Below are 23,217 nucleotides of genomic sequence, written 5' to 3' on the forward strand. Positions count from 1 at the left end.
AGCGGATGAAATGAAGCCTTATTGTTGTTTTAGCCGGCGCGCCTGATCAAAGCACTACGCGCAGGCATTGGCCGGCGTGGTACAGCGAAAAGCCAGCCTCATACGCCAGGCTGCGCAACGAGTTGCCTGCCGCCGCCTTACCGGTGGTGAACGACACGGGCAAGGCCCTGGCATCGTTGTCGCCCAACAGGTAGTCGGCAAAGCACTTGCCCACCAGGGTGCCGGTGGTCACGCCACGCCCGTTGAAACCGGTGGCGGCCAACAGCCCCGGCGCTGGCTCGAACAGCCGCAGCAAATGGTCGGGGGTAAAGCCGATGCGCCCGGTCCAGGTGCACTCCCACTCGACCTTGTTGCCCAGTTGCGGGAAGTAATGCTGCTGGATGCGGTCGGCCCACTGGCGAATGAACCACAGTGGGTAATTGCCGGCATTGCCCAGGCTACCCAGCACCAGGCGCCCGTCCACATCGCGACGGATGCTGCTCAGCACCGTGCGGGTGTCCCATGACCCCTGGCCGCCCTTGAGAATGCCGGCCTGTTCGGCACCCTGCAGCGGGGTCGATGCCACCTGGTAGTAGTAACCGGCAAAGATGTGGCTCTTGATGTCGGTCCATTCCCCTTCGGTATAGGCATTGGAGGCGATGATGACCTTTTCGGCACGCACACTGCCGCGCTCGGTGGTCACCTGCCAGCCATCGCCCGTGCGACGCAAGCCGTTGACCGGCGAATCGCCATACAGCTCGCCGCCCTTTTTCACCACGTTGAGCGCCAGCCCCGAGACATAAGCCATCGGGTTGACAGTGCCCGCACGGTGGTCGAGCACGGCACCGGCGATTTTATCGGTGCCGCAGGCGTCTTCGCAGGTCTTGCCGGTCAGCAATTCGACCGGCGCGCCCCGGCGCTGCCACTGTTCGACACGGCTGCGCAGATCGTCCAGCCCCTTGGCGTTGTGCGCCATGTGCAAGGTCCCGGTGCGGGTGTCCTGGCAGTCGATGGCGTACTTGTCGATGGTCGAGAACACCAGCGACGGCGCCGCCCCCAGGGCCGTGTTGAGGCGCGTGGCCTCGGCACTGCCCAAGGCTTTGTCCAGGTCGTCGGGGGCGACCCAGGTGCCGGCATTGACCAACCCGACATTGCGCCCCGAACCGCCATGGCCGACCTGATGCGCCTCGACGATACACACCGACTTGCCGCCTTCAAGCAACTGCAAGGCGGCCGACAGGCCGGTAAAGCCGGCGCCGATGATGCAGACGTCGGCGCTGCGCTCGCCTGTCAATGGCGGATGGATCGGGCGCTGTGGGGTCAACTGTTCCCAGAGACACCCTTGACGAAATTGCGCCATGCAAGAACTCCCCGGCAATGGCCAGAATAAAAGACAGGTAGGAGCGCGCTCTGTCCGCGACCGAGTGCGAAGCGCTCGCAGAAATCTCGAAAACGCTGAAAATCTACGACTGCTGCGCAGCCGGTCGCGGGCAGAGCGCGCTCCTACGTCAGACCGCTTGCCAGCCGATCAATCAAACACAATGCCCTGGGCCAGTGGCAGCTCGCGGGAATAGTTGACGGTGTTGGTCTGGCGACGCATGTAGCCTTTCCAGGCATCGGAGCCGGACTCGCGACCGCCGCCGGTTTCTTTCTCGCCGCCAAAAGCGCCACCGATTTCCGCACCGCTGGTGCCGATGTTGACGTTGGCAATGCCGCAGTCGCTGCCGGCCGAGCTCTGGAAGGCTTCGGCTTCACGCACGTCGGTGGTGAAGATGCACGACGACAGGCCTTGCGGCACTTCGTTGTTCAGGCGCAGGGCGTCTTCGAACTCGTCGTAGGCCAGCACATACAGAATCGGCGCGAAGGTTTCGTGGCGTACCACAGCACTCTGGCCTGGCATCTCGGCAATGGCCGGGCTGACGTAGTAACCGTTGGGGAATTGCTCGGCCAGTTGCCGCTCGCCGCCGAACACCTGGCCGCCTTCGTCGCGGGCCTTGGTCAGCGCATCCTGCATGGCACTGAAGGCCTGCTTGTCGATCAGCGGGCCGATCAGGTTGCCTTCACGCGGGTCACCGATGCGCACCTTGGCGTAGGCGGCCTTGACGCGGGCCACCACTTCGTCCTTGATCGAACGGTGCACGATCAGGCGGCGCAAGGTGGTGCAACGCTGGCCGGCGGTGCCGACGGCGCTGAACAGGATGCCGCGTACGGCCAGGTCCAGGTCGGCGCTCGGCGCCAGGATCATGGCGTTGTTGCCACCCAGTTCGAGGATGCTGCGGCCAAAACGGGCGGCCACACGCGGGCCGACTTCACGGCCCATGCGGGTGCTGCCGGTGGCGCTGACCAGCGGCACGCGCGGGTCGTCGACCAGCACTTCGCCGGCTTCACGGTCGCCGATGATCAGTTGCGCCAGGCCTTCGGGCGCATCGCCGAAGATTTTCAGCGCCTTGTCGAACAGCGCCTGGGAGGCCAGGGCCGTCAGCGGGGTCTTTTCCGACGGTTTCCACAGCACGGCGTTACCGGCCACCAGTGCCAGTGCGGTGTTCCAGGCCCAGACGGCCACCGGAAAGTTGAAGGCACTGATCACGCCGACCACGCCCAGCGGGTGCCAGGTTTCACGCATGTGGTGGCCTGGACGCTCGGAGGCGATGGTCAGGCCGTACAACTGGCGCGACAGGCCGACGGCGAAGTCACAGATGTCGATCATTTCCTGCACTTCGCCCAGGCCTTCCTGAGTGATCTTGCCGGCCTCGATCGACACCAGCTCGCCCAGCTCGGCTTTGTGCTCACGCAGCACCTCGCCCAGGATGCGCACCAGCTCGCCACGACGAGGGGCCGGCACACTGCGCCACTTCAGGAAGGCGTCGTGGGCGCGCTGCACACGGGCGGCGACCTGCTCTTTGCTTTCGAGGGTGACGGAAGCGATCTGGCTGCCATCGATGGGAGTGAAGACGGCATGATTGCCGCCCGTGTAGGCACTTTTATCCACGCCCAGACTTTCTAACAATTTGGCAACCACGTTGATTCTCCTGCGTTGACACTGGTTGAAAGCATTGATGTCGGTCAGTATTGATCCACACCCGCCATCGTCACAAACGACGATTTAGAAAAACATGATTCCGTTTTGGAATGTTCTACCTTAGCAGGAACCCACCGATGTCCAAGCGTCTGATGCCCTCCACCACCGCCCTGCAATGTTTCGAGGCAGCGGCCCGGCATCTGAGCTTCACCCGCGCCGCGCAGGAATTGCACCTGACCCAGAGCGCGGTCAGCAAACAGGTCGCGCAGCTCGAAGAAATGCTCTGCCATCCGTTGTTCCAGCGCATTCGCCGGCGCCTGCACCTGACCCCGGCCGGCGAGCTGTACATGGCCGAGGTGAACAAGATCCTCATCCAGGTCGACATGTCCAGCCGCTACATCCTGACTTACGGTGGCGAGACCGAAGTCTTGAAAATCGCCACCCAGCCGACCTTCGGCGACCGCTGGCTGGTGCCCAACCTCAAGGGCTTCAGCAGCCACAATCCCGGCATCCACCTGGACATCCGCAGCGAGCTGGAGCCGTTCGACCTGGTGCGGGCCAAGGCTGACGTGGCGTTCTTTTTCGGCCAGGGCACCTGGCCCGGCGCCACCTGCATCGAGCTGTTCAAGGAACAGGTGGTGCCGGTCTGCGCCCCGGAGATCATGGCCCGCCATGTGTTCGAGAGCGCCGAGGCCTTGACCGGACACTTGCTGCTGCAATGCACCTCGCGCCCCGAGGCCTGGCACGAATGGTTTCTGGAGCAGAACCTGCATTCGCAGAACAGCTACCATGGCCCGCGCTTCGACACTTTCTACATGTGCATCCGCGCCGCGCAGGCCGGGTGCGGCATCGCGCTGGTGCCACGTTATCTGGTCAATGAAGAGCTGGCCGAGGGCAAGCTGGTCATTGCCTGGAATCATCCGTTGCAAAGCGACGGTTCGCATTTTCTGGCACACGCCGAACATGCCGCCCAGGTGCCCAAGGTCAAGGCATTCGTGGACTGGATCCGGCACAAGGTCAACGCCGGTACGTCATGAGGCAGGCATCGGCGACTTCCCGAATTATTGGAATGACACAGCGATTTTATTTCGTTTGCGGGGCCGGCCGGTTGTTCGCTTAGATAGAGAAAACGTCCAACAGCCAGGATGAACCATGTCTTCGCACGCCGGCATGCCGCATGCCCCCGCTTCATGTTCTACCCACATTGCGCTCACGAGGTTCATGCCATGAGCCGCGAGAACATCAGCCAGTCGATCTCGGCGGTGCACCCGCTGACCCTCTCCCACGGCCGCAATGCCGAAGTCTGGGATACCGCCGGCAAGCGCTACATCGACTTCATGGGTGGCATTGGCGTACTGAACCTGGGGCACTGCAACCCGGACGTGGTCAGGGCCATCCAGGACCAGGCCGGCAAACTGACGCACTATGCCTTCAATGCCGTGCCGCACGATCCGTATATCCGGTTCATGGATCGGCTGGAGGCGTTCATGCCCGTGAGCTACCCGCTCAGCGGCATGCTCACCAACAGTGGCGCGGAAGCGGCCGAAAATGCGCTGAAAATCGTCCGTGGCGTGACCGGCCGCACCGGCGTGATTGCCTTCGACGGCGGTTTTCATGGCCGTACCCTGGCGACCCTGAATCTCAATGGCAAGGTCGCGCCTTATAAACAGCGCATCGGCGTGCTGCCCGGCCCGGTGTTTCATGTGCCGTACCCGAGCCAGGACACCGGTGTCACCTGCGAGCAGGCCCTCAAGGCCATCGACCGCTTGTTCAGTGTCGAGATCGATGTCAATGAAATCGGCTGCTTCATCATTGAGCCGGTGCAAGGCGAAGGCGGCTTTCTGGCGCTGGAACCGGCATTCGCCGTGGCCTTGCGCACCTTGTGCGATGCCCACGGCATTCTGTTGATCGCCGATGAAATCCAGTCCGGTTTCGGTCGTACCGGCCAGCGCTTCGCCTTTTCTCGCCTGGGCATCGAGCCGGACCTGATCCTGCTGGGCAAGAGCATCGCTGGCGGCATTCCATTGGGTGCGGTGGTCGGACGCCGCGCCTTGCTCGACACCCTGCCCAAGGGCGGGCTGGGTGGCACCTATTCCGGCAACCCGATTGCCTGTGCGGCGGGCCTGGCCTCGCTGGCACAGATGACTGACGAAAACCTGGCCTTATGGGGCCAGCGCCAGGAACAGGCTATCGTCAATCGCTACCACACCTGGCAGGAAAACGGGCTTTCGCCTTACCTGGGACGTCTGACCGGTGTGGGCTGCATGCGTGGCATCGAACTGGCGACGCCCGAAGGCGCACCGGGCACTGCGCAACTGGCGCAATTGCTGGGTGCCGCCCGCGAGGCCGGGCTGTTGCTGATGCCCAGCGGCAAGGCGCGACACATCATCCGCCTGCTGCCACCGCTGACCACGGAGCTGGCAATTCTTGAAGAAGGCCTGGACATCTTCGAGCGCTGCCTGGCCGAACTGAACTGACAAGCCCCCGTTGACTGACCGGATTTTGTGCGGAGAAACATCCTTGATGAGCACTGCAAATTTCGCTGACCGCGACCTGATTCGCGCCAGCTTTTCCCGCGCCATGTCGCACATGTACCAACAGGAGGTGCCACTGTACGGCACCTTGATGGAACTGGTGGCCGAGACCAACGCTGACGTATTCAAACACCAGCCCCAGCTCCTGGACAGCCTGAAGAAAACCGGCGAAATCGAGCGCCTGGACATGGAGCGTCACGGCGCCATTCGTGTCGGCACCCCGCAGGAACTGGCGACTCTGGCGCGCCTGTTTGCGGTCATGGGCATGCAGCCGGTGGGCTATTACGACCTGACCCCGGCCGGCGTGCCGGTGCACTCCACCGCTTTTCGTGCCGTGCATGAAGACGCCCTGCAGGTCAGCCCGTTCCGGGTGTTCACCTCGCTGCTGCGCCTGGAACTGATCGATAACGCCGAGCTGCGCGCTTTCGCATCTCAAGTTCTGGCCAAGCGTTCGATCTTTACCCCGCGTGCGCTGGAACTGATCGCCCAGGATGAGCGCGATGGCGGCCTGAGCGAATCCGAGGCGGCCGAGTTCGTCGAACAAGCGCTGGAAACCTTTCGCTGGCACAACACCTCGACCGTGTCGCTGGGCGAATACCAGCAACTGCTGGCCCAGCACCGGCTGATCGCCGACGTGGTGGCCTTTCGTGGTCCGCACATCAATCACCTGACCCCACGCACCCTGGACATCGACACCGTGCAGAGCGGCATGCCACTCAAGGGCATCACACCCAAGGCGGTGGTCGAAGGTCCACCGCGCCGCCAGCACCCGATCCTGTTGCGCCAGACCAGCTTCAAGGCGCTGGAAGAGCCGATCACCTTTGTCGGCCAGGGCGTCAACGAGTCAGGCAGCCATTCGGCACGCTTCGGCGAGATCGAACAACGCGGGGCCGCGCTGACACCCAAGGGCCGTGCGCTGTACGACCAGTTGCTCAATGCGGCGCGTGATGAACTGGGTGAATTCCCCAACGAAGCCAATGCCGTGCGTTACGCGCAGTTGCTGGAGAAGGCCTTCAAGGATTTCCCCGATGACCTGCACGCCATGCGCACGCAGGGCCTGGCCTACTTCCGCTTCTTCGCGACCGATAAAGGCCTGGACGCGCGCAGCAGCGAGCTGCCGCTCAAGGATCTGGAAGCCTTGATCGAGGCCGGCCATATCGATTTTGCGCCACTGGTGTACGAGGACTTTCTACCCGTCAGCGCGGCGGGTATTTTCCAGTCCAACCTGGGCGACGACTCGCAGGCGCACTACTCGGCCAGCTCCAACCAGCAGCAGTTCCAGCTCGACCTGGGACGCGAGACCATCAATGAGTTGAAGCTGTACGCCGACACCCAGCGTCGTTCACTGCTGGAATGCTCGACACAACTGCGGGTGCCGCCGCTGGTATAAACCGCTTCAGCCACGACTGGCTAAAACACCCTGCTGCGCCGTTCCCGCTTTCCCGGCTGAAGCGGTTCGCCCCCGGCCGGTCCTGCAGGAATGGCGTCTACATCAGGTTGCGCCGTTCCCGGCCAGCACCGATCCTGCACCGGCTTCATTCACCAGCCAGTCGTGCACTGCACGGCGGGCCGGGGTGTTCAGGGCGCCTTCGCGGTAGACCAGCACGTACTTCTTGCGTGCCTTGATCGGCTGGCCGAACGGCACGATCAGCGAGCCTTGCACCAACTCGTCGGTGATCAGGGTCTTGCGCGCAATCGCCACGCCCATGCCCATACGCGCCGCCTCGATGGTCAGGTGGTTGCGGTTGAAGGTATGCCCGCGCCGCACATCCACGCCGGCGGCCCCGATGGCGGCCAGGTAGAACTCCCACTCGGCATATTCATAACTGCCCCGCCAGGCAGTGATGTCGTGCAGCAACGGGTAATGCACCAGTTGCCCGGGGCCGTCCAGCGGCGGGCGGCCTTCGAGCAAGGCCGGCGAGCAGACCGGAAACAGTTCCTCCTCCAGCAGCGGCGTGGTCAGAAGCCCCGGATAGCTGCCGTCATTAAGATCGATGGCCAGGTCGAAATCGTCGTCGCGCAACGAGCCACTGCTGTCTTCGGCAATGATGCGCAGCTGGATATCGGGAAAGGCTTGCTGCAAGCCCGGCAGGCGCGGCATCAGCCATTTATGCAGGAACGAGGGAATCGAGCGCAGCTTGAACACGCCGCCGATACGCCCCGAATACAACAGCCGCAATTCATCGCTGATGCGGCTTTGCACCTCGTTGGCCACCAGCGCCAGGCGCTGGCCTTCAGCGGTCAATTCCAGCCCGCGCCCAACCCGGTGAAACAGGGCAAAGCCCAGGCGCTCTTCGAGCTGGCGCATCTGCTGGCTGATGGCTCCCGGGGTGACGTGCAGCTCATCGGCGCAGCGGGTAAACGACAGGTGCCGCGCCGCACAGGCAAAGACCTGCAGCCACGCGTGCATCTGGGCATTGAAGATTCGGCTCATTGAGGAGTTCTGCTAATACGTTGCATAGGAACAATCGTTTGTCGTTTCACGGTGCCCAGCCAAAGATAGCCCCATTACAGATGAGGTCATTGCGCCTCAGGCTACTTATCCCAAGGGTGCACCAGATGGCTATCAGCGTCTTCGACATGTTCAAAATCGGCATCGGGCCTTCCAGCTCGCACACGGTAGGGCCGATGCGTGCCGGAGCATTGTTCGTCACCGACCTGCGCGAGCAAAACCTGCTCGACAGCGTAGAGCGGATGGAGGTGCGATTGTACGGCTCTCTGTCGGCCACTGGCATCGGCCATGCTACTGATCGCGCGACCGTCATGGGCCTGATGGGCGAATGGCCCGACCAGGTTGATCCCAGCGCAGTCAATGAGCGGATCGAAGCCCTGCTTCACACCCACCAGTTGCTGCTGGGCGGCGAACGGGAAATTGAATTCGTCTGGCAACGCGATATGCGCCTGCTCGACGAAAGCCTGGACTTCCATCCCAATGGCATGACCCTGTGCGCCTATGGCAAGAGCGGCGAGCTGTACGAGCAGACCTACTATTCGATCGGGGGCGGCTTTGTCATCGACGCCCGGCAAGCGGCCAGCGGCACACTGGATGGCGACAGCACCGTGCTGCCTTATGACTTTTCCAGCGGTAAGGAACTGCTGGCGCTGTGCAAGACCCATAACATGAGCATCTCGACGCTGATGATGGAGAACGAAAAGGTCTGGCGCAGCGAAGCCGAGATCCGTGAAAAACTCATGGGCATCTGGGAGGCGATGCAGGCCTGCGTCAACAAGGGCCTGAAGGAACAGGGCATTTTGCCCGGCGGGCTGAATGTACGCCGCCGTGCCTATCGCCTGCACCAGAACCTGTTGAATCTGGACAACCCCAATGTCATCGGTTCGACCATGAGCGCGATGGAGTGGGTCAACCTGTTCGCCCTGGCAGTCAATGAAGAGAACGCCGCCGGCGGGCGCATGGTGACGGCGCCCACCAATGGCGCGGCCGGCATCGTGCCAGCCGTGCTGCACTACTTCATGAAATTCAATCCGGCCGCCAACGAAGACGACGTAGTGCGGTTTTTCCTCAGCGCTTCGGCCGTCGGCATCCTGTGCAAGAAGAATGCGTCCATCTCTGGTGCTGAAGTCGGCTGCCAGGGCGAGGTGGGCTCGGCCTGCGCCATGGCTGCCGCCGGTATCGCCGAAATTCTCGGTGCCACGCCCTCGCAAGTAGAGAACGCTGCCGAAATCGGCCTGGAGCACAACCTCGGCCTGACCTGCGACCCGGTGGGCGGCCTGGTCCAGGTGCCCTGCATCGAGCGCAATGCCATCGCCGCCGTCAAGGCCATCAACGCCGCGCAGATGGCGCTGCGCGGCGATGGCGAACACTTCATCTCCCTTGACCAGGCAATCCGCACAATGCGTGATACCGGTGCCGACATGCACGACAAGTACAAGGAGACCTCACGCGGCGGCCTGGCGGTCAGCCTCGTGGAGTGTTGAGCGACTGCTTGTCAGCGTCGCGCCCGGCAGGTCTTTGCCGGGCACGTGCCTGATCGTCTTCTTCGGTCGCCTGCCCGGCGCTCTGTTCGGCAATCATGGTCAGCTTCTGATCGGCAGACTTCTCTTCGTCCAGCGTCTTGCGCAATAGCTTGGCGGCGTCCTTGATGCCGAGCTGATTGGCCATGGCGATCAAGGTGCCATAACTGGCGATTTCATAGTGTTCCACCTTCTGGCAGGCCGCGATCAGGCCGGCATCGAGCACATGACCACGCTCGACCTCCTCGATCAACTCCTTGCCCTCCTCGATCAGGCCTTCCATGGCCAGGCACTTGACGCGCTTGAGTCTGAAATTCGAAGCCTCGACCAACTGGTCGATGCGCTCGATCTGGCCTTGGGTTTCTTCCAGATGAGACTTGAAAGCCTCCTGCAATGCTTCATTGGTGGCGGCACGAGCCAGTTTCGGCAGGGCCTTGGTGAGTTGTTTTTCGGCACTGTAGACGTCGGACAGTTCGTGGATAAACAGGTCGTCCAGCGTCTTTCTGCTTGCTGTTCTGCTCATCGCGGGTTTCATCCCTTCAGATTGACGGCGTGAGATTGACGGCACGGGAGGCACAGTACGCTTCCCTCGTGAAGTCGACCGGGCGCGCAGCCACCCTGTTCAGCACAGCCGACGAACAGTCATGGGACGGACATGTATTTTGGGAGTGGGGACGAGGCGGGATGCAGACAAGGTGTCATGAATCGATGGTCAGGCGGAGGCTGACCCAGATGCTGGAATGTGTCCCCTGCAGGAATCGAACCTGCATCTAGCCCTTAGGAGGGGCTCGTTCTATCCGTTGAACTAAGAGGACTCAACATCAACTGAAATGACCTGAAGACTTGCCATCAGGTGCTGGGCATTTTACGCAAAAACAAGGATTTAGCAAAAACTTCGTGCCCTCGCTGTGGACCCGAGACGCTGAACGGTATCCTGCATGAATAGCCATCCCTCTGTCTTGTCAGCCATTGCCGACACAATCCTGAGGATACGGTTCCGTGCCCTTGTCGTGCAATTTGCAATCTCCCAAATGGCCAGCATTGCAAAACGCAAGGCCAAGAGCTTTGAATGCAAGAGTAAACCATTGATTTATATGATTTTTTTTAAGTAAAGAAACTGGCATGCACGCTGCATTATCTCTTTCAAGCGAGCAGACTTTTTTCTACCCTCCGGCGCAGGTACTCAAAATGAACATGATCCTCACCGCGTTGAACGCAACAGCCCTGGTGGCCCTGGTGACTTTTCATTTTCAAGGCACTGCCAGCCAGGAGACCCAGCTGAACAATCATGCACAGATCCAGCACACCCTGCGCCAGACGCCTCAACTGGCAATCATGGCTGACAAAGGCGCCAACCCGGCTATGCTGACCAATGACGCGCAACAGATGCCCCAGGCAACAAGCAGTGCGGCACAGCGCTGGGTCTTCTGAACCGTCTCTAGCAGCATCATCCCCACATGAGAGAGCCGCCATGTCGAAATCCGCACTGTCATTTCTGATCCTGACCCTGATGGCCATTGCCACTGACCTGCTGTTACTCGACCAGGCCCCCGCCTTCAGTACTGCAGCCAAGGCTATCGCCGGGGTATCTGGCAGCCTGTTCTTCGGCGCCCTCATCATCGGCCGTCGCTTCAAGTTCGATCCGGTATTGCGCTGAGGCTGAATCTGTCGCATCGCACCTTCAGAACCTCCTGCCCCACCCAGAGTTCAATCAACCTTTCACGCTGATGGTCGTACTGGTCTGACGTCATGGCCAGGCATCGGCGACATGATCCAGCCCTCTCTCTGCTTCACCCTCTCCTGCTCCCAGTCATGACGCTCGCCCTTCACAGCGCGTTTGTCGGACCGGATTCGTATTCGTTTCCATAACCATCTACGCTCTGAATACAGGTAGCCATGATGGCAAAAAGCAGTCAGACGTTCACCACACCGACAGCAAAGCGACAGCTTCCCCGCTATGCAAAGTAATTCGCAATTCTGATAATCGGTGCTGGCCAAACGCCTTTATCTGAGTCAATATTTGTCACAGATTTGACGCCAAGTAATCGTCGTAATGGGGCATGATGCTGACCCCCCGATAGCGCGGTTGAACATTTGGCCAAATGGATTGTCATACGTGGACAAGCTTGCGGCCATTTGCTAGAACCGCTTCCCCTGAACTAACCGGTTAAATATATGAGCCCTATGAAACAGGCTACTTATTCCAGCCGTACGGCTGACAAGTTCGTCGTCCGTCTACCCGATGGCATGCGTAATCGTGTGCAAGAGGTGGCCAAGAATCATCACCGCAGCATGAACTCGGAAATCATTGCTCGCCTCGAGCAGAGTCTGATCCAGGAAGGTGCCTTTGGCGACGAGCCAAGCGTGCGCCTTGATAGCCCTGAGCTGACCCTGAACGAACGCGAACTGCTTCAGCGTTTCCGTCAACTTTCACACCGGCAACAGACTGCACTGGTATCGCTGATTGCACACGATACCGAACTTGCGAACGAAGAGTCGTAAGCGATGTGCACGCTGTTAAAGCCAGCTCACTGCTGGCTGTTTTAAGGTTATAAAACGCCCCGTTAGTTGTAGGACGTTTCTTCAGGCCACAAAAAAACCGCTTTAAAGCGGTTTTTTTGTGCGTGCCATTTAACCAACTAAAGCAGAAAGACCGTTGCCAGCCCCAGGAAGATAAAGAACCCTCCACTGTCGGTCATGGCCGTGATCATCACGCTGGCCCCCATTGCCGGGTCACGCCCGAAACGCACCAGGGTCATCGGAATGGTCACGCCCATGAAGGCTGCCAGCAGCAGGTTGAGGGTCATCGCAGCGGTCATCACCACACCCAGCGACCAGCTGTCATAGAGCAGGAAAGCCACGACCCCGATCACACCACCCCACACCAGGCCATTGACCAGCCCGACCGCCAGCTCTTTGCGCAACAGGCGCGCGGTATTGCCGGTACTGACCTGATCGAGCGCCATGGCGCGTACGATCATGGTAATGGTCTGGTTACCGGAGTTGCCCCCGATACCGGCGACGATCGGCATCAGCGCTGCCAGCGCCACCAGCTTCTCGATGGAACCCTCGAACAGGCCGATGACCCGCGACGCCAGGAAGGCGGTGATCAGGTTGACGGCCAGCCACGCCCAGCGGTTGCGCAATGAACGCCAGACCGAAGCGAAGATGTCTTCATCCTCACGCAGACCGGCCATGCTGCGCACTTCGCTTTCGCTTTCTTCACGGATCAGGTCGACCATTTCATCGATGGTCAGACGGCCGATCAGCTTGCCGTTCTTGTCCACCACCGGCGAGGAAATCAGGTCATAACGCTCGAATGCCTGCGCGGCCTCGTAGGCGTCACCTTCAGGGTGGAAGCTGACCGGGTCGTTGGCCATGACATCGGCGACCTGCCGCTCCGGGTCGTTGACCAGCAGGCGCTTGATCGGCAGCACGCCCTTGAGTACGCCATCGCTGTCGACGACAAACAGCTTGTCGGTGTGGCTGGGCAGCTCCTTGAGCCGGCGCAGGTAGCGCAACACCACTTCCAGGCTGACATCCTCGCGGATGGTCACCATCTGGAAGTCCATCAGCGCACCGACCTGCTCCTCATCGTAGGACAGCGCCGAACGCACACGCTCGCGTTGCTGGGCATCCAGCGTTTCCATCAATTCATGGACCACATCGCGCGGCAGCTCGGCCGCCAGGTCCGCCAGTTCATCGGCGTCCATGTCGCGGGCAGCGGCCAGCAACTCATGATCGTCCATGTCGGCGATCAGGGTTTCGCGTACCGCGTCCGAGACTTCAAGCAGGATGTCGCCGTCGCGCTCGGCCTTGACCAGCTGCCAGACCGTCAGGCGGTCTTCCAGCGGCAAGGCTTCAAGGATATAGGCGACGTCGGCGGAGTGCAGGTCGTCGAGCTTGCGCTGCAGCTCGACCAGGTTCTGCCGGTGTACCAGGTTTTCCACGCGGTCCTGGTGCTGGCTTTCCTGACGATGGGTCAGGTCTTCGACAAGACGCTGGCGGTGCAGCAGGTCGATGACTTGCGCCAGACGATCCTGCAGGCTTGCCTGCGTTTTTTTTACTTCTCTTTCGGTCATAGGCGAACTCCACCCCCAGCAGCGGAGCACGCCAGGGGATCAATCAGGTGAGACTTGATTGGTGAAATGTGATGTCAAGTAACTACTGGGTAAGTCCATGGAGGTATTCCATAAGCCCCGGCGGGGCTGACGGGCGCAATGATACACCGCTTTGGCCGGATAGCATGTGAGAAAATTCGGGCAAGAACAGATGCTTGCAGCACAAACCTAACAATCGTGCGAGTCAGTATTACTACGACGTCACATCCTGCGAAGAAAACACGCTCGCCGCTGCAATCAAGTCGCACTAGGCTGTGGCGGATCAGTCATGGAGGACTCGACGATGCCTATTCAGACCGCCCGCACCCTGATAGGTGCCCTGCTCTGCCTGCCGCTTGCAAGCCAGGCCACCAGCACTGTCCAGCGCTGCGAGGACGCCAGCGGCGCCATCACCTACACTTCGCTGGGCTGCCAGGCCGAGCAGCACAGTCAGCAGGTCAATGCCTACAACGCACCACCTGGCAGCCTGCAGCACCTGCTGCCTTCGGGCAGAGCCGACAGAGCGGCACGCACAGCGCCCAGAGAGCTTGTGGTGGTCGGCCAGCACGATGACGGTTGCGGCAACCGCCTGAGCGCGGAACAACGGCGCAGCGCGATCATCAACCAGCGCACCCCGGCCGGCATGACCCGGCGCGACGTCGAAAGCCTGCTGGGTCGTCCCGACAAGGTCTCCCAACGCAACGGCGAGATGCGCTATCACTACGCACAGAAAGGTGGACGCAGCCACCAGGTAACATTCGACGAAGACGGCTGCGTAAAAGGAAAACGCTGACCAAACAAAAAGCCCGTATCTTTCGATACGGGCTTTCTGATGTTTGGTGCACTCGACAGGATTCGAACCTGTGACCGCTCGGTTCGTAGCCGAGTACTCTATCCAGCTGAGCTACGAGTGCATTTGTTGGTGCGCATTATAGGCCAGGAAATTATTCTGTAAAGCGATTTTTTAAAATAAATTCAACGACTTACGACAACAGAAAATAACCGGGCTTTGTTGAAATACAGCAGCCGGAAAAGCAGAAAGCCCATACCTTTCGATATGGGCTTTCTGGTGTATGGTGCACTCGACAGGATTCGAACCTGTGACCGCTCGGTTCGTAGCCGAGTACTCTATCCAGCTGAGCTACGAGTGCAGGTATGTTTTTAGACCAGACCATCTCTGGTTGAAACAGGTTACTTGCCAGAACTTGAGCGACCAAGCCCGGTTCTTGCAAACAACCTTTAAATGGTGCACTCGACAGGATTCGAACCTGTGACCGCTCGGTTCGTAGCCGAGTACTCTATCCAGCTGAGCTACGAGTGCATATTCAGTGTTGCGCATTTTAGGTCGTCGAATCGTTTTGTAAAGCGCTTTTTCCATCACCCCGAGTAGAAGGTTTCAGGTAAAGCCGGACTCGACGCACTACACAAATAATGGCGGAGAACGGGGGATTCGAACCCCCGACACCCTTTTGAGGTGTACTCCCTTAGCAGGGGAGCGCCTTCGGCCACTCGGCCAGCTCTCCGCAACACGGGGCGTATAATAACCACGCTTATCCCGCTTTGCAAACAAAAAATTCAAATAAATTAATGGCTTGGTTCCTGGTCCTTCTCTTTCTTGATCCGCAGGTAGATTTCCTCACGGTGAACCGCGACTTCCTTGGGCGCATTCACACCAATACGCACCTGATTACCCTTGACGCCGAGCACAGTCACGGTGATCTCACCATCACCAATGATCAGGCTTTCTGCGCACCGACGAGTCAGAATCAGCATACTTTTCTCCTCACGCAATACATTCAGGAACAACAGTCTGCACCACCACCCGGCAACAGCTGGCGACAAGAAAGCCACGAGCCAAGCCTGAGTATTGACCAACCCACCGAAAAGAACAGGCTGTGTGCGCCATTCAAAAAGCACAAGGCGCGGTCATGCCGCGCCTTGTGTCAGTTGCAGCTCACTCGCCCTGACGAGGGGCATCCAGCTCGAAGGCCGTGTGCAGCGCGCGTACGGCCAGCTCGAGGTACTTCTCCTCGATGACGACCGACACCTTGATCTCGGACGTGGAGATCATCTGGATATTGATGCTCTCCTTGGCCAGGGCTTCGAACATGCGGCTGGCGACACCGGCGTGCGAGCGCATGCCGACACCGACGATCGACACCTTGGCGATCTTGGTATCGCCGGAGACTTCACGGGCGCTGATTTCGCGCGCAGTGTTCTCCAGGATCTGCAAGGCCGCCTGGTAATCGTTGCGGTGCACGGTAAAGGTGAAGTCGGTGGTGTTATCGTGCGAAACATTTTGCACGATCATGTCGACTTCGACATTTGCGGCACTGACAGGGCCCAGGATCTTGAAGGCCACGCCCGGGGTGTCTGGCACGCCACGGATCGTCAGCTTGGCTTCATCGCGGTTGAAAGCGATGCCGGAAATGATCGGCTGTTCCATGGATTCCTCTTCGTCAATGGTAATGAGGGTGCCCGGACCCTCCTTGAAGCTGTGCAGAACGCGCAGCGGGACATTGTATTTGCCGGCGAACTCGACGGAACGGATCTGCAACACCTTGGACCCGAGGCTGGCCATTTCCAGCATCTCTTCGAAGGTGATCTTCTCCAGCCGCCGCGCCTGTGCCACGACCCGAGGGTCGGTGGTGTAGACGCCGTCGACGTCGGTGTAGATCTGGCACTCACTGGCCTTCAGGGCTGCCGCCAGGGCCACGCCCGTGGTGTCCGAACCGCCACGACCGAGAGTCGTGATGTTGCCGCTCTCGTCGACCCCCTGGAACCCTGCGACCACCACCACGCGACCGGCCTTGAGGTCGGCGCGAATCTTCTGGTCATCGATGTCCAGGATACGCGCCTTGGTGTGCGCACTGTCGGTCAGGATCCGCACCTGGTTGCCGGTGTAGGACACCGCCGGCACGCCACGCTTGATCAGGGCCATGGCCAGCAGACCAATGGTCACCTGTTCGCCGGTGGACACGATCACGTCCAGCTCGCGCGGGACCGGCTGATCGGTGATCTGCCGGGCCAGGTCGATCAGCCGGTTGGTTTCGCCGCTCATGGCCGACAGCACGACCACCAGGTCGTCACCGGCCTCGCGGAACTTCTTGATTTTCTCGGCCACCTGTTCGATCCGCTCGACAGTGCCGACGGAGGTGCCGCCAAATTTCTGTACGATCAAAGCCATCTCAATGCCGCCTCAGAGCCTTTAAAAGGCACCCGTTAACATTCAATCCAGGCCCGGCCTGCCGGTTGTCCGACAGGCCGGCACGCCGGGTCAGATACCCTGTTCCACGAAAGGCACGGTCAATGCCAGCGCCGCATCCAGCGCCGTCGCATCGACGCCACCGCCCTGGGCCATGTCAGGACGACCGCCGCCCTTGCCACCGACCGCCGCGGCCGCCTGCTTCATCAGATCACCGGCCTTGAGTTGGCCGGTCAGGTCCTTGGTCACGCCTGCAACCAGTACGACCTTGCCATCCTGCACCCCGCCGAGCAGGATCACTGCGCGACCGAGCTTGTTCTTCAACTGATCGACCAGCGCCAGCAGCGCCTTGCCATCCTGACCATCCAGGCGGGCAGTCAGGACCTTGACACCCTTGACGTCCACTGCGGTCGACGACAAATCGTCGCCGGCTGCGCTGGCCGCCTTGGCCTGCAGTTGTTCCAGTTGTTTTTCCAGCTGACGATTGCGCTCCAGCACCGCCGAGAGCTTGTCGAGCAGGTTGTCGCGATTACCCTTGACCAGGGTCGCCGCTTCCTTGAGTTGTTCCTCGGCCGAGTTCAGCCAGGCCAGTGCCGCTGCACCGGTGATCGCTTCGATACGACGCACGCCGGCGGCCACGCCGCTTTCACTGACAATCTTGAACAGCGCGATATCGCCGGTGCGATTGGCATGGATACCGCCGCACAGCTCGACGGAGAAATCCCCGCCCATGCTCAGTACGCGCACGGTGTCGCCATACTTCTCGCCGAACAGCGCCATGGCGCCCTTGGCCTTGGCGGTTTCGATATCGGTTTCTTCGGTCAGCACTTCAGTGTTCTTGCGCACCTCGGCGTTGACGATGTCTTCGAGCTGGCGCAACTGCTCGGGCTTGATGGCCTCGAAGTGGCTGAAGTCGAAACGCAGGCGCTGGCTGTCGACCAGAGAGCCTTTTTGCTGCACATGCTCACCGAGCACGCGGCGCAGGGCCTCGTGCAACAGGTGGGTGGCCGAGTGGTTCAGGGACGTGGCCTGACGCACCTCGGCAGTCACCTGAGTCTGCAGCCGGTCGCCTACTTTCAGGCTGCCAGAGGCCACGACGCCATGGTGCAGGAACGCACCGCCGGTCTTGGTGGTGTCACGCACGTCAAAGCGCACATCGCCCGCCTGCAGGTAGCCACTGTCGCCGATCTGGCCGCCGGACTCGGCGTAGAACGGCGTGGTGTCGAGGATGACTACGCCCTCCTCGCCTTCACCGAGCTGCGTGACTGCCTGGCCATCCTTGTAGAGCGCCACCACAGCGGCATCGCCGCAGGTGGCTGCATAGCCGGTGAACACGGTCGGCACATCGACCTTGACCAGGCTGTTGTAGTCCATGCCGAACGAGCTGGCCGAACGCGCACGCACACGCTGGGCTTCCATCTCGCGCTCGAAGCCGGCCTCATCCAGGGTCAGCTCGCGCTCGCGGGCGATGTCGCCGGTCAGGTCCATCGGGAAACCGTAGGTGTCGTAGAGCTTGAACACCACTTCACCCGGCACCACGGTGCCCTTGAGCTCGGCCAGGTCCTGCTCGAGGATTTTCAGGCCCTGCTCCAGGGTCTTGGCGAACTGTTCTTCCTCGGCCTGCAACACGCGCTCGATGTGCGCCTGCTGCTGCACCAGCTCCGGATAGGCGTGGCCCATCTCGGCCACCAGCGCGGCGACGATCTTGTGGAAAAAGCTGCCCTTGGCGCCCAGTTTGTTGCCGTGACGGCAGGCACGACGAATGATGCGACGCAGCACGTAGCCGCGACCTTCATTGGACGGCAGCACGCCGTCGGCGATCAGGAAGCCGCACGAGCGAATGTGGTCGGCCACGACCTTGAGCGATGCCTGGGCATCGTTGCTGCAACCGATGGCCTGGGCCGAGCCGGCCAGCAGGTTCTGGAACAGGTCGATCTCGTAGTTCGAATGCACATGCTGCATGACCGCACTGACCCGCTCCAGGCCCATGCCGGTATCGACCGACGGCGCTGGCAATGGATGCAGCACGCCATCGGCAGTGCGATTGAACTGCATGAAGACGTTGTTCCAGATCTCGATGTAGCGGTCTCCGTCTTCTTCGGGCGAACCGGGCGGACCGCCCCAGATGTCGGCGCCATGGTCAAAGAAGATCTCGGTGCACGGGCCGCAGGGACCGGTGTCGCCCATGGTCCAGAAGTTATCCGAAGCGTAAGGCGCGCCCTTGTTGTCGCCGATGCGCACCATGCGCTCGGCCGGTACGCCGACTTCCCTGGTCCAGATGTCGTAGGCTTCGTCGTCGGTGGCGTAGACGGTGACCCACAGCTTTTCCTTGGGCAGGTTCAGCCACTTGTCGGAGGTCAGGAACGTCCAGGCGAAGGTGATGGCATCACGCTTGAAATAGTCACCGAAACTGAAGTTGCCCAGCATTTCGAAGAATGTGTGGTGACGGGCGGTGTAGCCGACGTTTTCCAGGTCGTTGTGCTTGCCACCGGCACGCACGCACTTCTGGCTGGTCACGGCACGGGTGTAGGCCCGCTTTTCCTGGCCCAGGAAGCAGTCCTTGAACTGGTTCATGCCGGCGTTGGTGAACAGCAGGGTCGGGTCGTTGCCCGGGATCAGGGAGCTGGAGGCAACACGGGTGTGGCCTTGCTCTTCGAAGAAGCTCAGGAAGGCTTCACGGATTTCTGCGCTTTTCATTAGGTTCTTCCACGGAAACTGCAGCCAGGCCCGTACACAACGTCACGCGACGTAACGACGGCAAAGGGCCGCATTATATAGGCGTTACCGCCTCGGTACAGTGTGTTTGTGTGATAGGGACGTTCAATTGGACTATCGGGCACCTCAGAAACTACAGGCGTTGTCATCGCCGGCGCTTTCAAAGGTGCCTTGGGGGCTTCAGGCGCGGACAAAGCCTGCAAATACTTCCAGCACCTGCTCGATCTGCGCCGCCGAGACATCCAGGTGCGTCACCAGGCGCAAGCGCGGCGCGGCACTCACGATCACGCCGTGCGCAGCGCAATACGCCTTGAGTGCGGCGGCACGCTCGCCCATGTGCACGTAGACCATATTGGTCTGCACCGGCTCGACTTCCAGGCCCAGCGCGCTCAGTCCCTCGCCCAGACGGGCAGCATGGGCGTGGTCGTCCGCCAGACGCTGCACCTGGTGATCCAGGGCATAGAGCCCTGCGGCCGCCAGCAGGCCGGCCTGGCGCATGCCGCCGCCGACCATCTTGCGCAACCGCGCCGCCTTGCCGATCAGCGCCTGCGAGCCGCACAGCACCGACCCTACCGGCGCGCCCAGGCCCTTGGACAGGCATATCGAAACCGAGTCGAAATACCGGGTGATTTCCCGGGCATCGACACCCAGTCGCACCGCGGCGTTGTACAACCGGGCGCCGTCCAGGTGCAGGGCCAGGCCGTGCGCGTGGGTCAACTGGCGGGCGGCGGCCAGGTAATCGAGCGGCAGCACCTTGCCCTGCATGGTGTTTTCCAGGGCCAGCAAGCGGGTGCGGGCAAAGTGGAAATCGTCCGGCTTGATCGCAGCCAGCACCTGCTGCAGATCCAGAGAGCCATCGGCCTGCACTTCCAGCGGCTGTGGCTGGATGGAACCCAGCACCGCCGCGCCGCCGCCTTCGTATTTGTAGGTGTGTGCCTGCTGGCCGACGATGTATTCATCGCCTCGCTCGCAATGGGCCATCAGGCCCAGCAGGTTGCTCATGGTGCCGCTGGGCACGAACAACGCCGCCTCGAAACCCAGGCGTTCGGCCAGCACCGCTTGCAGGCGATTGACGGTGGGGTCTTCACCGTACACATCATCGCCCAGCGGTGCCTCGGCCATGGCCTTTCGCATACCGACAGAGGGCTGGGTAACCGTGTCGCTGCGCAGATCGATCGTGATCATGAAAAACTCCCTGGGCAAAACGCGGACATCGTGGCAGAGCGCCGCCGTTATAAGCAAAATGCATGAACACCATACTAAAGTGTCCAAGCATCTTGGCCATAACTGTGATAAAAATCCTGCGCCGGCGCCACACAGTGTCGGCAACGTTCTCAGGGCGGGGTGCAAGTCCCCACCGGCGGTAATGACGCACAACGTCTAGCCCGCGAGCGCTGCAGCCTCATGGCCGCAGGTCAGCAGACCCGGTGTGATCCCGGGGCCGACGGTCATAGTCCGGATGAAGAGAGAACGGGATGTGTGTCGACCGTATCGAGTGTTTTATCGAAAGCCTGCAAGGTTTCGATGCGCTCATGCGCCACCGGTATCCCCTTCGATCAAAACGCCCTGTTTTATTGATAAACAGGAGTCAGAACACGTGCAACCTACCGCTATCAACAGCAAGAGCCACGCCAACGAACGCATCGCGTTCATCCAGGCCAGCTGGCACAAGGACATCGTCGACCAGAGCCGCAAGGGCTTTCTCGCCGAAATCACCCGCCTGGGCTACAGCGAAAACGACATCGACCTGTTCGAAGTCGGCGGTGCCTTTGAAATTCCCCTGCACGCCAAACTGCTCGCCAATACCGGCCGCTATGCCGGCATCGTCGCTGCAGGCCTGGTGGTCGACGGCGGTATCTACCGTCACGAATTCGTCGCCCAGTCGGTGATCAGCGGCCTGATGCAAGTGCAGCTGGAAACCCAGGTGCCAGTGTTCTCGGTGGTTTTGACCCCGCACCATTTCCACGCCGGCGAAGAACACCACAAATTCTTCTTTGAGCACTTCGTGCACAAAGGTGAAGAAGCCGCGCGCACCTGCGCCGATACGCTGGCCAAGGTACGTCAGCTGCATCACCTGGCCGCGCCGCAGAAAGCGGCAGGCTGATTCTGCCCCGGATTGGGGAGGCCACTCCCCAATCGCCCTTTGCTTACCCTCCCCACTCTGCCCTGCCCTGCTTTTCCTGCCTGCTCGCCCATCGGCACACCCTCCTTACTCATCATATCTCTACGCTCTGATCGAACGATCCAGTCTTTTTCGACCTTTCACCTTAACGCTGAATATTGGCCCAAGTTCTTTAAAACCGGCTGTATGACGCGCGTATCGAAGAAGTAATACTGGTCATTGCAGAAAAAAAATTTCTGGTGTCATACTATGTCCTACAACAAAACGGGTGCCATTACGGCCCGAGAGATCTTCACGAAAGGCGAGCATTTTCATGGATTTTGAAAGTCGACGCGTCAAACAGATTTCTTCATCTCCCAGCATGGTCATCTCGATGCGTGCCAAGGAGCTGGCCAGCCAGGGCCGCGACATTGTCGACATGAGCATCGGCGAACCGGACTTCGATACCCCCCCTCATATCATTGAAGCCGCCCACCAGGCGATGCTGGCCGGCCATACCCGCTATACCGCGCCGCAAGGCACGCTGGCATTGCGCAAGGCCATCGCCGGCAAGCTTCAACGCGAAAACGGCCTGACCTACAGCATCGATGAGATCACCGTGGGCAATGGTGCCAAACAGGTCATCTACAACACCTTCGTAGCGACCCTGGAACCTGATGACGAAGTCATCATTCCGGCGCCGTACTGGGTCTCCTACTCCGACATCGTCACGCTCAACGGCGGCATTGCGCGGGTCATTGCGTGTGACATCGATGCAGGCTTCAAGCTCACGCCCGCCAGGCTGCAAGACACGCTGAACAACAAGACCCGTTGGCTGATCCTCAACTCGCCTTGCAACCCCAGCGGCGCCATCTACTCGCAGGACGAGCTGCAGGCCCTGGGCAAGGTCCTGGAAGCGTTTCCGAATGTGCTGATCATGTCCGACGAGATCTACGAGCATGTCGTGCTGGCGGACCAGCCTTTTGTGTCATTCGCCAACGCCTGCCCGCATCTGCGCGAGCGCACCCTGCTGATCAATGGCGTAGCCAAGGCCTACGCCATGACCGGCTGGCGGATCGGCTATGGAGCAGGTCCCAAGGCACTGATCGCCGCCATCAGCAAGATCCAGTCGCAAAGCACCTCGGGCGCCAGCGGGATCTCCCAAGAAGCTTCACGCGTAGCACTTGAAGGCCCTCAGGATTTTGTCAGCCAATGTGCAAAAGAATATGCCGAGCGCGGCCGATTGCTGGTCGACGGCTTGAGCGAATGCGACGGCCTGCGCGTGAGCGCACCGGCAGGTGCCTTTTATGCGTTTCCCGAATGCAGCCAGCTGTTCGGGCGCACCACCCCGGATGGCCAGGTGATTGACAACGATGTCCAGCTGTCTGCCTACCTGCTTGATCAAGCGGGCGTCGCGGTGGTGCCGGGTATTGCATTCGGCCTGCCGGGATACTTTCGACTGTCTTTTGCAACCTCTCGCGAACACATAACAAAAGCCGTCGGATCCATTCGCGAAGCCCTGGCAGCCCTGCGCTGACAGCCTTTGCTTTTTGCTGCACCCAAAGCTGCCAATAACAACGTCGGAGATCCTC

The 23,217-nt window shown here is 60.6% G+C and carries 19 protein-coding genes, 5 tRNA genes and 1 riboswitch; of the genes, 10 read left to right on the forward strand and 14 right to left on the reverse strand.

Features of this window, described 5'->3' with window-relative positions:
• Nucleotides 1–46: 46 nt before the first annotated feature.
• Entirely contained in the window at nucleotides 47–1,339 is a 1,293-nt protein-coding gene (gene amaA, locus DGA31_RS05665; RefSeq protein ID WP_109511885.1) for an L-pipecolate oxidase, read from the reverse strand.
• Nucleotides 1,340–1,507: 168 nt separating this feature from the next.
• Complete coding sequence (amaB, locus tag DGA31_RS05670; RefSeq protein WP_056838567.1) at nucleotides 1,508–2,998, reverse strand: L-piperidine-6-carboxylate dehydrogenase; 1,491 nt, start codon at nucleotides 2,996–2,998, stop codon at nucleotides 1,508–1,510.
• 137 nt (nucleotides 2,999–3,135) lie between these two features.
• Here amaB and DGA31_RS05675 point away from each other — a divergent pair, with 137 nt between their 5' ends.
• From DGA31_RS05675 to hglS, 3 genes are all read left to right on the forward strand, one after another.
• Nucleotides 3,136–4,035, forward strand: a complete 900-nt coding sequence (locus tag DGA31_RS05675) for a LysR family transcriptional regulator (RefSeq protein ID WP_109511886.1) — start codon at nucleotides 3,136–3,138, stop codon at nucleotides 4,033–4,035.
• A 189-nt stretch (nucleotides 4,036–4,224) separates the two neighbouring features.
• The gene (locus tag DGA31_RS05680; protein WP_109511887.1) at nucleotides 4,225–5,475 is read left to right on the forward strand and encodes a 2-aminoadipate transaminase; all 1,251 of its coding nucleotides are present in this window, start codon (nucleotides 4,225–4,227) and stop codon (nucleotides 5,473–5,475) included.
• Nucleotides 5,476–5,521: 46 nt separating this feature from the next.
• Nucleotides 5,522–6,922 carry a 2-oxoadipate dioxygenase/decarboxylase HglS gene (gene hglS / locus DGA31_RS05685; RefSeq protein WP_109511888.1) on the forward strand — a complete coding sequence of 467 codons (1,401 nt, stop codon included), beginning with the start codon at nucleotides 5,522–5,524 and terminating at the stop codon, nucleotides 6,920–6,922.
• A 102-nt stretch (nucleotides 6,923–7,024) separates the two neighbouring features.
• On the opposite strand, the gene DGA31_RS05690 is transcribed toward hglS, so the two are convergent.
• The gene (locus tag DGA31_RS05690; protein ID WP_109511889.1) at nucleotides 7,025–7,966 is read right to left on the reverse strand and encodes a LysR substrate-binding domain-containing protein; all 942 of its coding nucleotides are present in this window, start codon (nucleotides 7,964–7,966) and stop codon (nucleotides 7,025–7,027) included.
• A 125-nt stretch (nucleotides 7,967–8,091) separates the two neighbouring features.
• Here DGA31_RS05690 and DGA31_RS05695 point away from each other — a divergent pair, with 125 nt between their 5' ends.
• Complete coding sequence (locus DGA31_RS05695; protein ID WP_056838556.1) at nucleotides 8,092–9,468, forward strand: L-serine ammonia-lyase; 1,377 nt, start codon at nucleotides 8,092–8,094, stop codon at nucleotides 9,466–9,468.
• Here DGA31_RS05695 and DGA31_RS05700 read toward each other — a convergent pair.
• Nucleotides 9,449–10,027: a YciE/YciF ferroxidase family protein gene (locus tag DGA31_RS05700; protein WP_082481548.1), complete on the reverse strand. Its 579-nt coding sequence runs from the start codon at nucleotides 10,025–10,027 to the stop codon at nucleotides 9,449–9,451. The genes DGA31_RS05695 and DGA31_RS05700 overlap by 20 nt on opposite strands.
• 220 nt (nucleotides 10,028–10,247) lie before the next feature.
• Nucleotides 10,248–10,319 (reverse strand) — tRNA-Arg (locus DGA31_RS05705).
• A gap of 373 nt (nucleotides 10,320–10,692) precedes the next feature.
• Here DGA31_RS05705 and DGA31_RS05710 point away from each other — a divergent pair.
• The 3 genes from DGA31_RS05710 to DGA31_RS05720 all read left to right on the forward strand — a co-directional run bounded on the left by DGA31_RS05710 (nucleotide 10,693) and on the right by DGA31_RS05720 (nucleotide 12,006).
• Complete coding sequence (locus DGA31_RS05710) at nucleotides 10,693–10,935, forward strand: hypothetical protein (RefSeq protein WP_056838554.1); 243 nt, start codon at nucleotides 10,693–10,695, stop codon at nucleotides 10,933–10,935.
• A 40-nt stretch (nucleotides 10,936–10,975) separates the two neighbouring features.
• On the forward strand, nucleotides 10,976–11,161 hold the full coding sequence (locus DGA31_RS05715) for a PA3371 family protein (protein ID WP_109511890.1): 186 nt from the start codon (nucleotides 10,976–10,978) through the stop codon (nucleotides 11,159–11,161).
• 518 nt (nucleotides 11,162–11,679) lie between these two features.
• Nucleotides 11,680–12,006 carry an Arc family DNA-binding protein gene (locus DGA31_RS05720; protein ID WP_109511891.1) on the forward strand — a complete coding sequence of 109 codons (327 nt, stop codon included), beginning with the start codon at nucleotides 11,680–11,682 and terminating at the stop codon, nucleotides 12,004–12,006.
• Between the two features lie 137 nt (nucleotides 12,007–12,143).
• Here DGA31_RS05720 and mgtE read toward each other — a convergent pair whose 3' ends face one another.
• On the reverse strand, nucleotides 12,144–13,586 hold the full coding sequence (gene mgtE / locus DGA31_RS05725) for a magnesium transporter (protein WP_056838549.1): 1,443 nt from the start codon (nucleotides 13,584–13,586) through the stop codon (nucleotides 12,144–12,146).
• A gap of 322 nt (nucleotides 13,587–13,908) precedes the next feature.
• On the opposite strand from mgtE, the gene DGA31_RS05730 reads away from it, so the two are divergent.
• Nucleotides 13,909–14,397 carry a DUF4124 domain-containing protein gene (locus DGA31_RS05730; protein WP_109511892.1) on the forward strand — a complete coding sequence of 163 codons (489 nt, stop codon included), beginning with the start codon at nucleotides 13,909–13,911 and terminating at the stop codon, nucleotides 14,395–14,397.
• 44 nt (nucleotides 14,398–14,441) lie between these two features.
• Here the strand turns inward: DGA31_RS05730 and DGA31_RS05735 are convergent.
• The 8 genes from DGA31_RS05735 to ltaE all read right to left on the reverse strand — a co-directional run bounded on the left by DGA31_RS05735 (nucleotide 14,442) and on the right by ltaE (nucleotide 20,709).
• Nucleotides 14,442–14,518 (reverse strand) — tRNA-Arg (locus DGA31_RS05735).
• Nucleotides 14,519–14,678: 160 nt separating this feature from the next.
• Nucleotides 14,679–14,755: transfer RNA gene (locus tag DGA31_RS05740), tRNA-Arg, on the reverse strand.
• Nucleotides 14,756–14,848: 93 nt separating this feature from the next.
• A tRNA-Arg gene (locus tag DGA31_RS05745) sits at nucleotides 14,849–14,925 on the reverse strand.
• A gap of 111 nt (nucleotides 14,926–15,036) precedes the next feature.
• A tRNA-Ser gene (locus DGA31_RS05750) sits at nucleotides 15,037–15,127 on the reverse strand.
• 61 nt (nucleotides 15,128–15,188) lie between these two features.
• Nucleotides 15,189–15,377: a carbon storage regulator CsrA gene (csrA, locus tag DGA31_RS05755; protein ID WP_020290522.1), complete on the reverse strand. Its 189-nt coding sequence runs from the start codon at nucleotides 15,375–15,377 to the stop codon at nucleotides 15,189–15,191.
• 181 nt (nucleotides 15,378–15,558) lie between these two features.
• A complete protein-coding gene (locus DGA31_RS05760) occupies nucleotides 15,559–16,791 on the reverse strand; it encodes an aspartate kinase (RefSeq protein WP_056838545.1) in 1,233 nt (410 codons plus the stop codon).
• A 90-nt stretch (nucleotides 16,792–16,881) separates the two neighbouring features.
• A complete protein-coding gene (gene alaS, locus DGA31_RS05765; RefSeq protein ID WP_109511893.1) occupies nucleotides 16,882–19,506 on the reverse strand; it encodes an alanine--tRNA ligase in 2,625 nt (874 codons plus the stop codon).
• A 198-nt stretch (nucleotides 19,507–19,704) separates the two neighbouring features.
• Nucleotides 19,705–20,709 (reverse strand): low-specificity L-threonine aldolase, encoded by a 1,005-nt coding sequence (gene ltaE, locus DGA31_RS05770; RefSeq protein ID WP_056838542.1) that lies wholly within the window; start codon nucleotides 20,707–20,709, stop codon nucleotides 19,705–19,707.
• 141 nt (nucleotides 20,710–20,850) lie between these two features.
• A riboswitch (FMN riboswitch) is annotated at nucleotides 20,851–21,000 on the forward strand.
• A 121-nt stretch (nucleotides 21,001–21,121) separates the two neighbouring features.
• Between ltaE and DGA31_RS05775 the strand changes: the two genes are divergently transcribed.
• Nucleotides 21,122–21,628 (forward strand): 6,7-dimethyl-8-ribityllumazine synthase, encoded by a 507-nt coding sequence (locus DGA31_RS05775; RefSeq protein WP_056838539.1) that lies wholly within the window; start codon nucleotides 21,122–21,124, stop codon nucleotides 21,626–21,628.
• A gap of 331 nt (nucleotides 21,629–21,959) precedes the next feature.
• Nucleotides 21,960–23,162 (forward strand): pyridoxal phosphate-dependent aminotransferase, encoded by a 1,203-nt coding sequence (locus DGA31_RS05780; RefSeq protein WP_109511894.1) that lies wholly within the window; start codon nucleotides 21,960–21,962, stop codon nucleotides 23,160–23,162.
• Nucleotides 23,163–23,217: the final 55 nt, after the last annotated feature.

The organism is Pseudomonas ovata, assembly GCF_003131185.1.
GTDB classification, from domain to species: Bacteria; Pseudomonadota; Gammaproteobacteria; order Pseudomonadales; family Pseudomonadaceae; genus Aquipseudomonas; species Aquipseudomonas ovata.